Annotated in this window: 12 protein-coding genes and 1 riboswitch; of the genes, 8 read left to right on the forward strand and 4 right to left on the reverse strand. The window is 29.5% G+C overall.

Features of this window, described 5'->3' with window-relative positions; genetic code table 11:
* Window positions 1-2 precede the first annotated feature (2 nt).
* From MKD34_RS03890 to MKD34_RS03900, 3 genes are all read right to left on the reverse strand, one after another.
* Window positions 3-1217 (reverse strand): dicarboxylate/amino acid:cation symporter, encoded by a 1215-nt coding sequence (locus tag MKD34_RS03890; protein WP_023050650.1) that lies wholly within the window; start codon window positions 1215-1217, stop codon window positions 3-5.
* Window positions 1218-1374: 157 nt separating this feature from the next.
* On the reverse strand, window positions 1375-2706 hold the full coding sequence (locus MKD34_RS03895) for an NCS2 family permease (RefSeq protein WP_240219842.1): 1332 nt from the start codon (window positions 2704-2706) through the stop codon (window positions 1375-1377).
* Window positions 2707-2713: 7 nt separating this feature from the next.
* A riboswitch (purine riboswitch) is annotated at window positions 2714-2813 on the reverse strand.
* The gene (locus MKD34_RS03900) at window positions 2800-3279 is read right to left on the reverse strand and encodes a nucleoside deaminase (protein WP_240219843.1); all 480 of its coding nucleotides are present in this window, start codon (window positions 3277-3279) and stop codon (window positions 2800-2802) included. It overlaps the preceding riboswitch by 14 nt.
* 263 nt (window positions 3280-3542) lie before the next feature.
* Here MKD34_RS03900 and MKD34_RS03905 point away from each other — a divergent pair, with 263 nt between their 5' ends.
* The 3 genes from MKD34_RS03905 (at window position 3543) to MKD34_RS03915 (ending at window position 8971) form a co-directional block, all read left to right on the forward strand.
* Window positions 3543-4412 carry an FMN-binding protein gene (locus MKD34_RS03905; RefSeq protein WP_240219845.1) on the forward strand — a complete coding sequence of 290 codons (870 nt, stop codon included), beginning with the start codon at window positions 3543-3545 and terminating at the stop codon, window positions 4410-4412.
* A gap of 99 nt (window positions 4413-4511) precedes the next feature.
* Window positions 4512-6497, forward strand: coding sequence for a polyphosphate kinase 1 (ppk1, locus tag MKD34_RS03910; protein WP_240219848.1), 1986 nt, complete (start codon window positions 4512-4514; stop codon window positions 6495-6497).
* A 17-nt stretch (window positions 6498-6514) separates the two neighbouring features.
* Window positions 6515-8971 (forward strand): plasma-membrane proton-efflux P-type ATPase, encoded by a 2457-nt coding sequence (locus MKD34_RS03915; protein WP_240219850.1) that lies wholly within the window; start codon window positions 6515-6517, stop codon window positions 8969-8971.
* Between the two features lie 45 nt (window positions 8972-9016).
* Here the strand turns inward: MKD34_RS03915 and MKD34_RS03920 are convergent, their stop codons facing one another.
* The gene (locus tag MKD34_RS03920; RefSeq protein WP_240219852.1) at window positions 9017-9610 is read right to left on the reverse strand and encodes a sigma-70 family RNA polymerase sigma factor; all 594 of its coding nucleotides are present in this window, start codon (window positions 9608-9610) and stop codon (window positions 9017-9019) included.
* A 405-nt stretch (window positions 9611-10015) separates the two neighbouring features.
* On the opposite strand from MKD34_RS03920, the gene MKD34_RS03925 reads away from it, so the two are divergent.
* Genes MKD34_RS03925 through MKD34_RS03945 form a run of 5 tightly spaced genes read left to right on the forward strand, consistent with a single transcriptional unit; the run spans window position 10016 to window position 14544 of the window.
* Window positions 10016-11188 carry a M20/M25/M40 family metallo-hydrolase gene (locus tag MKD34_RS03925; RefSeq protein WP_240219858.1) on the forward strand — a complete coding sequence of 391 codons (1173 nt, stop codon included), beginning with the start codon at window positions 10016-10018 and terminating at the stop codon, window positions 11186-11188.
* A gap of 29 nt (window positions 11189-11217) precedes the next feature.
* On the forward strand, window positions 11218-11865 hold the full coding sequence (locus MKD34_RS03930) for a nucleoside recognition domain-containing protein (RefSeq protein WP_240219862.1): 648 nt from the start codon (window positions 11218-11220) through the stop codon (window positions 11863-11865).
* An 11-nt stretch (window positions 11866-11876) separates the two neighbouring features.
* On the forward strand, window positions 11877-12353 hold the full coding sequence (locus MKD34_RS03935) for a nucleoside recognition domain-containing protein (protein ID WP_240219865.1): 477 nt from the start codon (window positions 11877-11879) through the stop codon (window positions 12351-12353).
* Window positions 12354-12385: 32 nt separating this feature from the next.
* Window positions 12386-13351, forward strand: a complete 966-nt coding sequence (locus MKD34_RS03940; protein ID WP_240219867.1) for a methyltransferase domain-containing protein — start codon at window positions 12386-12388, stop codon at window positions 13349-13351.
* 20 nt (window positions 13352-13371) lie between these two features.
* Window positions 13372-14544 carry a hypothetical protein gene (locus MKD34_RS03945; RefSeq protein WP_240219869.1) on the forward strand — a complete coding sequence of 391 codons (1173 nt, stop codon included), beginning with the start codon at window positions 13372-13374 and terminating at the stop codon, window positions 14542-14544.
* Window positions 14545-14546: the final 2 nt, after the last annotated feature.

The following is a 14546-nucleotide window of genomic DNA, read 5'->3' on the forward strand; positions in this document are numbered from 1 at the left end:
GGTTATATAACCTCTTTTTCTTTGTTTAAGATACTTTCCATAATAACTGCACATGAAGCATCTCCTAAGATGTTAGTAGAAGTTCTCATCATATCCATTATTCTATCAATTCCAAATACCAGTGGAAGAGCTATAACAGGAACCCCAGCAGCAGCTAAAACAGCAACAACAAGTAGTGATGGACCAGGAACCCCAGCAGTTCCAACAGCCCCAAGAACAGATGTAAGAACTATTGCTACATATTCACTTGGTCCAAGATCTACTCCAAACATCTGAGCAAAGAACATTGTTACAAGTCCATAAAGCATAGCATTTCCATTCATATTAACAGTAGCTCCCAAAGGTAATATAAATGAAGCAGTTGAGTTTTTTACTCCAAGCTTTTTACAACACTCAGTATTAACTGGCAGTGTAGCCATAGATGAAGCAGTTGAAAATGCTAAAATCTGTGCAGGAGCAGTTTTCTTAATAAATTTAATTGGTGATATTCCAGTAAACAATTTAACAAATCCTGGTAACATAATAAAATGTATTAAACCAAGAGCTAAAGAGAATACTAAAAATAATTTTGTAACTAATAAAAGTATATTAATACCAAAAAGCGCAATAGAGTTAGCCATCAGTGCAAAAACACCAAGTGGAGCTAAAAGAAGAATCTTTTCAATCATTTTTATTAAAGTTTCATTAACTGTTTCTAAAAGATCTATAATTGGTTTTTGTTTTTCATCAGATACTTTAGATAAACATAGTCCAAAGAATAGTGAAAAGAAAATAATTTGTAAAATATTTCCTTCGATTAATGATTTAAAAGGATTATCAGGTATTATATTGATAATAGTTCCCCAAAAATCTAATCCAGAGTTTGCACCTGCATAGGCACCCTCTTTTGCTAACAGTGATGCAGGAACTATAACTCCAACTCCAGGATTGAATATATATCCAGCTCCAATTCCAATAACAACAGCGATACACGATGTAAATAGATAGTATCCTAAAGTTAAAAGTCCAACTTTTCCAGCAGATTTTGTTTTACCTAAAGATATAGCTCCAAGAATGATGTTAAAAAATACTAGTGGAACTATAAGCATTGTAATTAATTTTAAAAATATATCTCCTAATGGTGCAAATATAGCTGCCTTATCCTGTAAAAGAATTCCAGCAATTATACCTAAAAACATAGAAATAATTATAGTTGTACTGTTACTAAGTTTCTTCATAAAATTTTTTCTCCTATTTATAAAATTATATTGTTAATTTTATCACATTATAAATAAAAAGTAAAATTTTAATTTTAAAAATATTGAAAAAAGTTTTTCAAAAAAATAAGAAGATATTAAAAGCAGTTAGTTTTAACTAACTGCTTTTAATTTAGAATTATAAAATTATATTAATGAAAGATAAAATTCCAATAATCCAAAGAGTTTTAGAAATTTTATCATATTCTTTACAAGCTACATTAATGATAATGTAAGAAATAAATCCAAAACTTAAACCAATGGCAATACTGTGAGTCATAGGCATAAGAATAATTGTCATAAAAGCTGGAATAGCCTCTTTCATATCCTTAAAGTTTAAATATGAAACTTTTCTAAACATAAAAATTCCAACAATAACTAAAGATGGAGCAACAGCAAATACAGGAACACTTTCAACTAAAGGTGAAACAAAAAGTGAAAGTAAAAATAAGAAACCTGTAACAATTGAAGCTAAACCTGTTCTAGCTCCAGCTGTAATACCAGCAACAGACTCACCATAAGTAGTAACTGTACTTGTTCCAAGTAAAGAACCAATCATAGTTGAGATAACATCAGCATAAAGCATTCTTCCAAGACCTTTTTTTCTTTCCTCTTCATTTCTAAAAGGAATCTCTTTATAGCAAGATAAAAGAACACTTAAAGAGTCAAAAAGATCTATGAACATAAATGAGAATATAGCTCCAAGAAGAGATGGTCTTAAAACATTGATAATATTAAGTTTCATTGCAACAGGAGCTATGCTAGGTGGAGATGATAAAATCATACTAGGAAGAGAAACCTCTCCAAAGATTACTCCTAACAGTGAAACAATAGCTATACTAATAAGCATTCCACCTCTAACTTTTTTTAAATCAAATATAAACATTAAAAATAATCCCAAAATAGATAATGCAACAGGTGTTGTAATCTTTCCGAAGGCTACAAGAGTACTAGCATTAGGAATAGCTACACCCATACTTTTTAAACCGATTAAAGATAAGAAAAGTCCAATTCCAACAGTAGAAGCTATACCCAAGCTTTTAGGAATAGCACTAATTATTTTTTCTCTTATTCCTCCAAAAGCTAAAACTAAATAGAAAACTCCAGATAGAAAAACAATTCCAAGAGAGTCTTGCCAACTTAAACCATTTCCCATAACAAGAGTAAAGGTAAAAAAGGCATTTAATCCCATACCCGGTGCAAGAGCGATAGGAACATTCCCTAAAACTCCCCCTAAAATAGATCCAATAGCTGTAGCTAAACATGTAACAGTAACAAGTGCACCTTTATCCATACCAGTTAATGCAAGAATAGTTGGATTAACAAAAATAACATAAGAGATTGTTAAAAATGTTGTAAATCCACCTAGAATCTCTCTTTTTAAGCTACTATCTCTTTCGCTTATTTGAAAATAACTATCTATTTTATCATAAGCTCTAGTTTTAACATTTTGATTTAATACTTTTTCCATTGTTTTGAATTCCTCCGATTTTTTTAGTAGTAGGCAATTTACGGCTGCCTGTAGAAACATTTGATCCCTATTATCAACTTTATACTAAACAATCTATTTCCAGAAAGTTCTATGTATCTTAACTATCTCCTCTTGTAAATCAACATCATTAATTGGACCGATAACTTCGATATTTTTTTGTCCTTTAGCTAAAACTTCTCTACATGGAACGTCAAAGGTAGGATTTTTCTCATGGCTACCAGTAAGCTCAAGAAGTTGTTTTTCTGTTATTCCAAATACGACTCTTCCAACATTTCCCCAATAGATAGCTCCAGTACACATACAACAAGGTTCAGCAGTTGTGTAAAGAGTACAATCCCGTAAAAACTCCTTAGAATAAAGTTTAGTAGCTTTTCTCATAACTGTTGTTTCAGCATGACCTGTACAATCTTTTTCAGTAATTTCGATATTACCAGATTCTACGATAATATCTCCTTTAGAATCTACTAGAAGTGCTCCAAATGGATTATTTCCACTAGCAACTGCTTCATCTGCAATTTCAATACATCTTCGTAAGTAAAGTTTGTGATCCATAATAAAATTCCTCCTGATAAAAAATAATAAATAAAAAAAGGTAATCCTAGGATTACCTTTGCTAACGATACACTTCACCCTAGCAAGATGAGCTGTTATAAAACAACCTAATGAGTCTCTTGTGGGCGCCATGTTGCACTAAAGTACAACTTTATTCAATTTACACAGTAATAATATCCGAAAATTTTACATTTGTCAATTAAAATCTTGACTTACTTTAAAATACAAGTATACTATTTGTAGAAAAAGTTTTGGAGGGTAAAGTGAAAAAAATATTTTTATTAAGTATGTTAACATTTGTATCGTCACTTTCTATGGGTGAAACAAAAGTACCTAATTGGACAGTTCAACCTAAAGAGGGAGTTGTAAAAGGGGATTATTACAAAATTGAAGAGAGATTTCGTCAAGGACATTTAGGCACTTTAGAAGTGGTAAAAAATAATGGTAAGTTAGTCCATATAGAGTTTAATGAATTAACAAGACCTAACTATTATAATCGTTTTTATCAAAATGTATCAAAAAGATTATCACCATACAATTTTTCAATGGCAGAAAAAAGTGGAGTAGCTTGGATAGAGGGAGTTTTAGTTGCTGAAAATCAAATGATAAAAGAGCAAAGATTAACTGGAACTTTTGATATGGTAGCAGGGGCATCAAATAGTATTCAGCAATCTATGGTTCCACTAGCAGAAAAATTAAACACTCAAATGGATAAAAAATCTAACTCTAAATATTATAGCGTTTCTGAAAACTTTGGAAATGGTTTAACTGGAGTTTTAAAAGTTATTATTGAAAAAGGTAAAATAGTAGAGTGTAGATATGATGAAATTTTTGCAGATAGTAAAGATGAGATAAAAGATAAAAAGTTAAAAGAGTTTTATAGACAATCGAAATACTGGAGTATTATGTATGATGAACCTTCACGTATTGGATTTAACGTTCAGATGGATGCTTTAAATGATAAAGTGGTAAAAACACAAAATCTTTTAGATTTAACAGATTTACCAGCTACAGAAAAATCAGGAAATTATAAGCAAAGTGGATTTACTAGAAGAAATACTGCTTGGGATAACTATTTAAAACTAGCAGAAAAAATGAAAAATGAATTAGAAAAAGATAAAATATTAAAGTAAAAAGTGCGAGAGTAAATCTCGCACTTTTTTATTAAAAACAAGGAAAGGTAAGACATATTTTCTATATCTGTTTAAATAAAGAGTTAGGAGGTCTTACTTATGAAAGAAAAGAAAAAAGAGTTTTATAATAGGGACTTAAGTTGGTTAGAGTTTAATAGTAGAGTAGTATATGAATCAAAATATGAAAGAAACCCACTTCTAGAAAGAGCTATGTTTTTAGCAATAGCATCAACAAATTTAGATGAATTTTTCATGGTTAGAATACCTAAAAAAAGAGAAAAAAAAGAGAGAGAAAAAATTTATAATTCTATAAAAAAAATGGTGGATAATATCTACAACGAGTATAATCTATATTTAAAAGATTTGAAAAAAGAGACAGATATTGAAATAAAAGAGTATTTAAATTTAAGTAGAAAAGAGAAAGAGTTAGCAGATAATTATTTTAATAGATTGATTCAGCCGATATTAGAAATAATTGAGATTGATTCATTTCATCCAATACCAAGAATAGCTTCTGGAAATTTAGTTTTATTAGGAATGATTGAAAAGAAAAAAACAAAAGAAAAAAAAGTTATTATGATTGAGTTAAGAGGAGAGTTTGAAAGAATCATAAAGCTTGAAGAGGATAAAAATCATTTTATTTTAATAGAGGAATTAATAAAAGGGAATTTGAGTGTTCAACTAGAGGATTTTGAAATAAAAGAGATTGGAATTTTTAGATTAACAAGAGATGAAGGAATTGAGATTTTAGAGGATTCAAAAGTAAATGCAGATATTATAAAAGAAGTTGAAGATCAATTAGAGGAGAGGGAGTGGGGCGAAGTTATTAGGGTTGAATATGATAAAAAATTATCTAAAGAAATGAAGGATTTTATAACAAAAAACTTTAGTCTTTCAACGACAGAGATATATGAAATATCAGGACCTATAAACTTAGATTTTTTATGGACAATAGAAGGATTAAAGGGATATGAAAAATATAAGTATGAGCCACTAAATGAAAAGTTTTTAAAAAAGATGAAGGGAGAAAATATATTTGAAACTTTAAAGAAAAAAGATAGATTGTTACTACATCCTTATGAATCTTTTGAAGCAGTTACAGAGCTAATTGATACAGCTGCAGATGATCCAGATGTACTTGGTATAAAACAAACTTTATATAGAGTAAAACATCATGATTCACCAATAATTGATGCATTAGAAAAAGCTTGTAAAAAAGGAAAACAAGTTACGGTATTAGTCGAAGCTAAAGCTAGATTTGATGAGGGGGATAATATAGAGTGGGCTAAAAAATTAGAAAGAGTAGGGTGTCATGTCATTTATGGAATAAAAGATTTAAAAGTTCATGGAAAAACTCTTTTAATTTTAAGAAAAGAAAATGAAAAAATAAGAAGATATGTTCAGTTAGGAACTGGAAACTACTATAAAGCACCTTATGTTGATATCTCTTTATTTACAGCTGATGAAGGAATTGGTGAAGATATTTCCAATCTATTTTCTAATTTGATAAGTCCCCAAGAAAGAAAAAATTGGAAAGAGATTGGAGTGGGACCACAAGAGTTAGAAGACCGATTTAAAAAACTTGTAGATAGAGAGAGAAGTAACGCTTTAAAAGGAAAAAAAGCAAGAATTATTGCTAAAATGAATGGATTAACAGATGAAAGTATGATAGATAAACTTTATGATGCTTCAAATGCAGGAGTAAAAATAGTTTTAATTGTTAGAGGAGCATGCTGTTTATTACCTGGAGTTAAAAATATGAGTGAAAATATAGAGGTTTACAGTATAGTTGGAAGATTTTTAGAGCACAATAGAGTTTATATTTTTGAAAATAATGGAGAGAAAGAATACTTTTTATCAAGTGCAGATTGGATGACTAGAAATTTAGAGCGAAGAGTGGAGCTTATGTTTCCTGTAAAAAATAGTAAAAATAGACAACAACTAGATTTATATTTTGAAAATATACTAAAGGATAATATGAAAAGATGGAAAGAAAACGAAGATGGAACATACTCTGTAATAAAACCTAATAAAGATGAAAAAGAGTTCTCATATCAAAATTATTATTTAGATAATAAATTTTAGAAAAGGAGGATAAATTTATGGATAAAATCTCAAATGAAGATTTATTAAAAAAATTAGAAACAGATGAGAAAAAAGGACTAAATACTTTAGAAGCACAAAAAAGATTATTAAGAGATGGAAAAAATGCATTAGAAGAAAAAAAAGTAACTCTTTTACAAAAATTAATGCCATATTTTTGGGGTCCGATTCCTTGGATGATAGAAGCTGCAATTGTGCTTTCATTAGTAACAATGGATATAAAGGATTTTATAATTATATTATTATTACTATTATTAAATGCCTTTATTGGATGGAGACAAGATAAAAGTGCACAAGATGCATTAGCAGCATTGAAAAATGACTTGGCACTAAAAGCTAATGTATTGAGAGACTCTAAATGGCAGGATATTCCAGCTTCAGACTTAGTTGTGGGTGATATTGTTGCAGTAGCTTTAGGAAACGTTGTACCAGCCGATGCTCAAATATTAAGTGGAGATTATTTAACAGTTGATCAATCAGCACTAACAGGTGAGAGCTTACCAGTTACAAAAGACATTCAAGATGTAGTGTATTCAGGATCTATAGCTAAAGAGGGAAGTGTAATAGTTGTTGTAACAGCAACGGGAGTAAATACGTATTTTGGTAAAACAGCAAAATTAGTATCTGAGGCAGGAGCTAAGAGTCAACTAACAGGAGAAATAACATCTGTAGGTAATTTTTTAATAATTGGAGCTATAATTCTTTCAATAATTTTAGTGACATTCCAATTGATTTTAATAAGACCTTTAGATCAGGTAACTATTTTAAGAATAGTAAAAACAGTATTAGTTTTAATGGTTGCAACTATCCCAGTAGCAATGCCAGCGGTTATATCTGTAACAATAGCTCTAGGAGCTTTACAACTATCAAAGATGAAAGCTATAGTTTCTAAGTTAAATTCTATAGAAGCCTTAGCAAGTGTAAATGTTCTTTGTAGTGATAAAACAGGAACATTGACTCAAAATAAATTAAGTGTAGCTGGAGTTTTTCCAGTTGAGGGAATAACAAGTGAACTTATGACAATATACGGAGTTTTAGCCTCTGATCCTAAAGGAGAGGATGTTATAGATTTAGCCATTAAAAACTTTTTAAAATCTAAGGACTCCTTATCTAGTTATAAGATAAATAAATTTATACCATTTAATCCCGTTATAAAGAGAGTAGAAGCAGTAGTAGAAAAGGATGGAAAAACATTTCATATAGTAAAAGGAGCTCCACAAGTTATAGTTGAGATGTGTAAATTAACTGGAGATAATTTAAAAAATGTCCGAGATAAAATAGATGAATTAGCATCTCATGGATTTAAATCTTTAGGACTTGCAAGCGGTGATGGAGAAACATGGAATTATATGGGAACATTCTCTTTAGCAGATCCTTTAAGAATTGATAGTAAATCAACAGTTCAAGCTCTAAAAGCTGAAGGAATAGATGTAAAAATGATAACAGGAGATAGTCAAAATATTGCAAAGGAAGTTGCTAATCAGTTAGAAATAGGAGACAATATTCTGTTGGCAACAGATGTTTTTGGAACAGATGATAAAAATATGATAATAACATCAAAGATGCAAAAGCAAGTAGAAGAAGCAAGTGGATTTGCAGAGGTATTTCCACAACATAAATATGAAATTGTAAAAGTTTTGCAATCTAAAGGCCATATTTGTGCAATGACAGGTGATGGTGTTAATGATTCACCAGCACTTAAACAAGCTGATTGTGGAATTGCTGTTTCAGGAGCGACAGATGCAGCTAGAGCTGCAGCAGCATTAATTTTAACTAATCCAGGATTAAGTGTAATAGAGAATGCAGTAAATGAAGCTAAGAAAATATTTTCAAGAATGATGAGCTACATATACTATCGTATAGCAATGACAATTAATATTATGATATTTTCTGTTATTGTAACATTAATTGGAAAGTATTTAATTCATAGAGTTACTCCAATAGATGGAAATTCTTTTTTTCCATTAACAGCAATAATGCTTGTATCTTTAGCTTTATTAGATGATATCCCAATAATGACAATAGCTTACGATAATGCAGAGATAAGTTCAGGTCCATCTATTTGGAATAAAAAGAGAGTTTTCACAGTTAGTTTTGTTTTAGGAATTATATCTGTTGTTCAAAGTATTGCTCTTGTTGTATGGGCTGATAAAAGTTGGAGTCATATAATAAGTTTTAGTCAATTACAAACATTGGTATTTTTACAATTAGTTGTTGGAGGACATCTGTTACTATTTATAACAAGACGTTCAGGATGGTTTTTTACAAGACCATTCCCTCAATGGAAATTATTTTTAGCAATAGTTTTAACTCAAATTTTTGTTGTATTTATGACATATTTTGGTTGGCTAGTTGAATCAATAACTATAAGAGATATTTTATATGTTTGGGGATATAATATTCTATGGATGTTCCTATTATCCTTTATTTCAATAATTGTAAAAAGAATAAAATAAAAAACGCAACTCACTTTTATTGTGGGTTGCGTTTTGTTTTAATAACTATTTTCCAACATAAGTTCCTAAATAGTTTAGTATTTTCTTTTTAATTCTTTGAATAGTGTTATCTATTTTCTTTGGAGTTTCATCTAATGTTTCAGCAATTTCAATATATGTATACTCCTTACATAAATAATAGAACACTTTTTTTTCTAAATCACTTAAATTTTCAACTAAGAAAGTTTCTAAAAGTTTAACTAATTCTTTTCCTAAAACAATCTCTTCAGGATTATAGAAGTTTATAGATGGAGCGTTATATTTGGTAACTTCTTCAAATCCGACATACTCTTCTCCCATAACAGCAGAGTTTAAATTTTGATATTTAGCAGAACTATGTGTTTTTACAGCTGTTATAATCTGTCTTCTAATACATAGGTTTGCAAAAGTGTTAAAACATGCATTTTTTGTTTCGTCATAAGATTTAATCGCTTTCATAAGGCCGATATAACCTTCTTGTAGTAAATCATCTGATTCTGCACCTTTTAAGAAAAATTTACGATTGTTTCTTAAGATTGAACTTTGGTATTCGTGGAAAATCTTTTCAGTAGCTTCCTCGTCTCCTTGTTGTGCTAGTTTAATGTCTCTAATTTCTATCATGGTTTTCGTCCCCCGACTTTCTTTTGATATGTTTCTTACTCTGTAATGATATCAAAAAAGTAAAATAAAATAAATATTCCAAATTTTTCTTTTTAAATTTATTTTTTGATATATAAACATAAAATTTGAAAAACGGAAAACTAGTGTTTATAAGGCGAACTAAAAATATACTATTTATGTATAATATCGTTTTGGAAAAATAATGATAAAAAATAAAATAAAAAAGGAAAAGAAAGATAATGTTAGTATAATAATTATCTTATTTTATATAGACATTTTATAGACAGTGAATAGAAATATATAAGACAATGGCTTATAAAATGAGACTTTAAAAAAAAAAGTAGACAATTATTGTTTTGAAAATATAATAAGATTGTAAAAATTAATAGAAAGTGGAGGGTAAAAATGGGAAATGATTTAGAAAAAGCTTTTAGTTTTATAGACAATAAAAGTAAGGAAATGAGAAAATTATGGGAGGATATCTGTAAAATGGAATCATATTCTTATGATTTTGAAGAAATTGACAGAGTGCAATTATATTTGCAAAAGGAATTTTCAAAAGCAGGAATGGAAACAAAAATATATGATTTTGAAAAAAGTGGAAATAGTTTAGTAGCTTCTTATAAAGGAGAAAATATTCTTCCTGGTGTAGCTTTTATGGGACATGTTGATACTGTTCATAAAAAAGGAAGATTTGGAGAAAATCCAATTAGGATAGAAGATGGAATTATTTATGGACCAGGAGTTTTAGATTGTAAAGGTGGTGTTATAGTTGGATTTCTAGCTGCTCAAGCATTAAAACATATTGGGATAGATAGAGAGATAAAACTTATTTATTCAGGGGATGAGGAGATACAACATTCTACATCGTTAGGAAAAGGTGCAGATGTATTTTTAAATGAAGTAAAAGGATTTGCTGCTGCTTTTGATTGTGAAACTGGATTTGTTGATGGAAGAATAGCTGTAGGGCGTAAAGGCGGAGCAGTTTATAAAATAAAAATAATAGGGAAAGGTGCCCATGCAGGAAATGAGCCACAAAATGGGATAAGTGCTATAAAAGAAGCAGCTCATAAAACTATTAATTTAGAAAAGTTAACAAATTATGAAGGAATAACTTATAATGTTGGAGTTATAAAAGGTGGAACAGTTGCAAATAGCATTCCAGCTGATTGTGAACTTCAAATAGATGTAAGATTTAGAACAAATAGTGATGTAGAGATAGCCCAAAAAGTTTTAGAAGAGATTACAAGTACATCATATGTGAAAGGAACTACAGCAACTTTAGAAACTGTTTCTTTGATGCATCCAATGGAGAAGAATGATGGAAATATGAGACTATTTGAATTAGTAAAACAAGCATCTTTAGAATTAGGTTTTGTAGAACCAAAAGAGTGTGTATTGGGTGGAGCATCTGATGCAGCATACAGCGTTATGGCAGGAGTACCAACAGTTTGTGCGATAGGAGTTAGAGGTTATGCGAACCATACTTTAGAAGAAAGAGCCCTTGTAAGTTCTTTAGAAGAGAGAGCAAAGTTACTAGTTGCGACAGTTTTAAATATGCCAAAGGATTTTAAATAAAAAATTAAATTAAAGAAAGGAAATAAAAAATGAACAATAATAATACTAAAAAAAATATAATAGCGTGGTTATCATTAGTTATGTTGATAATAATATTTTCAGGAGTATTTCAAAAAGCTGAAGGACCGTTAAGAGCACTAGATTTTAATACATTAGCAGGAAGTTTTGGAAAGGTATCTGGAAAACTAGATTTTAGAGGAGCTGGGGGAACAGGAGCTAAAGAAGGTTTTTTATTTGCGTTAACATTAATACCAACAACGATGTTAGCTTTGGGACTTATTGAAGTGGCACAAGAATTAGGTGGTTTAAGAGTGGCTTCAAAGATTTTTACTCCCCTTTTAAAACCTTTAATGGGATTACCAGGTGTAGTTGGATTAACATTTGTAAGTACATTTACATCTTCAGATGTAGGAGCTGTAATGACAAAAGAACATTTTGAAAATAATGAAATAACAGATGATCAGAGAGCAATTTTTGTTGCCTATCAATATGCAGGATCAGGAGTAATAAATAATACTTTAACTGGAGGGGCACCACTTATAGCAGTTTCAATTGTTCCAGTTGGATTAATTATTCTTATTCAAATTATAGTAAAAATTATAGGAGCAAATATAGTAAGACTTTACTGTAAGAGATTAAATCAAAAAGAAGCGAAAAAAGATAAAGTATATGCTTAGGAGGAAATTTAGTGAGTACATCAAATACAAAACAAGTTAGTGTAGTAGAAACATTTATGAAAGGAGCGAAAAAAGGTCTTTATATAGGATTAGAATTAATAGCTCCAGCAATGGTTATGGCATATGCTTTAATAGCAATTTTAACAGTAACAGGAATGATGCCAATAATAGGAAAATATCTATCTCCTATAATGGCAATCTTTGGATTACCAGGAGAAGCAACAGTAGCTCTAATAGCAGCCTTTTTTGCTAAGGCAGCAGGTGCAGCAAGTGCACTACTTCTTTACGAACAAGGGCTTATAAATCAAGAACAAGCGACTATATTATTTCCAACGGTTATAATAATGGGAACTTTAGTAGGGCATTTTGCTAGAATAGTTCTAGTTTCAGATGTAGCAAAAAAATACCATAAGTTATTACTAATGATTCCTCTTATTGATGCAGTCATAGTAATGCTTTTAATGAGAGTGATATTGAAGTTTTATTAATTTAATTGATCTCTGGTAAAGAGAGGGATAATATGATTGAAAAAGATTTTGAAAGTATTGTTGAACTTAGAAAAAAAAGAAAAATGACACAAAGAGATTTAGCTAAAATAACTGGATTAAATATAAGAACCATCAGTCGTTTTGAAAATGGCGAAACAATATCAGTTTCTTCAGAAAAAAAGATATATATAGCATTAGGTTATGATTTTTTACAAGATACAGATCTTTATTTAGAAAAAGTGAAAAGATCTTTTGATAAACAAGCAAGCGGTTATAATGAATATACTCTTTTAACAGATAATACATATTTAAGCAGAATATTAAATATAGGACATCCATTTAAAAATAAAAGAGTTTTAGATTTGGGGTGTGGAACAGGTTTGTTATCTTTAAGTCTTGCAGATAAAGCAGAAGAAGTATTCGCTTTGGACATAAGCAATGGTATGATTAACAGTTTAAAAGTTAAAGTAAAAAAAAGAGAGATAAAAAATATAAATGTTATAAAGGGGGATATTCATAATACAGAATTTCCAGATAACTTTTTCGACACAATAGTATGCGTTCTTTCCTTTCATCATTTTCATGATATAAGTAAAGTTATGCAAATACTAAAAAGAATACTAAAACCTTTTGGAGAAATTATAGTAGTTGATATCTATAGTTCATCAAATGAGGGAGATCAGATTTTACAAAATACTTGTGAAAAAATTAGAGATTTTTCTCATAATAAATTTTTTACATTAAAAGAGTTAAAAGAACTTTTAAAAGATTTTGATTTTGGTGGATTTGAAGTGGAAAAGTTTGAGGTTAAAAGAAATTATGAAGATTGGATAAAAATGGCAAATTTTGAAGATAGTGACAAGATATTATTTAATTTATTAAAAGGATTAGCTTTAAAGGGAATTTCAATGGGGAGTGATTTAAGACTAGAAGAGAATACTGTAAAATTCACTCAAAATATGGTGACAATTAAGGCTATAAATTTTAAAAACTTCTAAAATAGAAAAAGAGGTAATAAATGAAAGAGATGTTATTAATGTTAGCAATTATAGTGTGCATATTTGCTATTGGAGATGTGCTAAGTGTTTTTACAAAAGCTAAGTTATCATCAATATTTGTAGCTTTACTTATTTTTTTAATATTATTTATGTTAAAAATAATACCTATTGATATTGTTGAAATATCTGGTTTAACAAAAGTTGGTCGTTGGGCTAGTCCTATTTTAGTTTTTGGAATGGGAACAATGGTAAATTTCAAGCAATTGAAATCAGAATGGAGAACAGTTTTAGTTTCAATGATTTCAATGTTTGGAGCTATTGGATTTATGATGTTAGCAATACCGATAATTGGTAAAAATTCAACTTTAGTAGCAGTTCCTATAATAAATGGAGGAATTGTTGCCACAAATATAATGGTTAGCGGAGCTTTAGAAAAAGGATTTCCAATGGCAGCTGCATTTGGTACATTGATATATGCTTTACAAAAATTTGTAGGTACACCAATAGCTTCTTACTATGGATTAAAAGAAGCGAAAAATATAGTGGAAAAACATAGAGAAAACTTTAGTTTACAAAATGAGATTAAAGATGAAATAGATGACGTAAGGAAAAAGATAAGATTTTCAGAAAAAAATAAAGCATATTTTACCCCTTTTGTTTGCTTTGGAATAACAACTTTAGGAGCTTACATTGGGTTTTTATTACAAGATTTAACTAGTATAAATAATACAATATGGTGTCTAATTATAGGTGCTACACTTTCTCACTATGGGGTTGTTCCAGAAAAAATTTTAGATCATGGAAAAGCTTCTGGATTTATAACTATAGCTGTTTTTGCTGGAATAATTCCCTCTTTAGCAAAAATAACAACAACAGATTTACTTTCTTTAGGATGGCATTTAATAGTTGTATTTGGAGCTCTAGTTATAGGAAGTTTTATAACTATGTATATCTTACCAACTTGGAAAATAATTGGATCTAGAAATATATCTATGGGAATTGCTATGGCTCAGCTTTTAGGATTTCCAGCAACCTTACTTGTAGCTCAAGAGATATCTTTAGCAGTAGCTGAAACAGATTTAGAATATAAAGCTATTATGGAAAAAATAGGACCAGCATATGTAGTCTCAGGATTAGTTTCTGTGACAACACTTTCTGTGGTAGTAGCGGGGTATTGTTTAGAATTTTTATAATA

The sequence above is a fragment of the Cetobacterium somerae genome (assembly GCF_022430525.1).
Classification (GTDB): Bacteria; Fusobacteriota; Fusobacteriia; order Fusobacteriales; family Fusobacteriaceae; genus Cetobacterium_A.

Coding starts and splice junctions, on each gene's coding strand:
- MKD34_RS03925 (WP_240219858.1), top strand. CDS start 10,016: ATGGGAAATGATTTAGAAAAAGCTTTTAGTTTTATAGACAATAAAAGT.
- MKD34_RS03920 (WP_240219852.1), bottom strand. CDS start 9,610: ATGATAGAAATTAGAGACATTAAACTAGCACAACAAGGAGACGAGGAA.
- ppk1 (WP_240219848.1), top strand. CDS start 4,512: ATGAAAGAAAAGAAAAAAGAGTTTTATAATAGGGACTTAAGTTGGTTA.
- MKD34_RS03940 (WP_240219867.1), top strand. CDS start 12,386: ATGATTGAAAAAGATTTTGAAAGTATTGTTGAACTTAGAAAAAAAAGA.
- MKD34_RS03930 (WP_240219862.1), top strand. CDS start 11,218: ATGAACAATAATAATACTAAAAAAAATATAATAGCGTGGTTATCATTA.
- MKD34_RS03890 (WP_023050650.1), bottom strand. CDS start 1,217: ATGAAGAAACTTAGTAACAGTACAACTATAATTATTTCTATGTTTTTA.
- MKD34_RS03945 (WP_240219869.1), top strand. CDS start 13,372: ATGAAAGAGATGTTATTAATGTTAGCAATTATAGTGTGCATATTTGCT.
- MKD34_RS03900 (WP_240219843.1), bottom strand. CDS start 3,279: ATGGATCACAAACTTTACTTACGAAGATGTATTGAAATTGCAGATGAA.
- MKD34_RS03915 (WP_240219850.1), top strand. CDS start 6,515: ATGGATAAAATCTCAAATGAAGATTTATTAAAAAAATTAGAAACAGAT.
- MKD34_RS03895 (WP_240219842.1), bottom strand. CDS start 2,706: ATGGAAAAAGTATTAAATCAAAATGTTAAAACTAGAGCTTATGATAAA.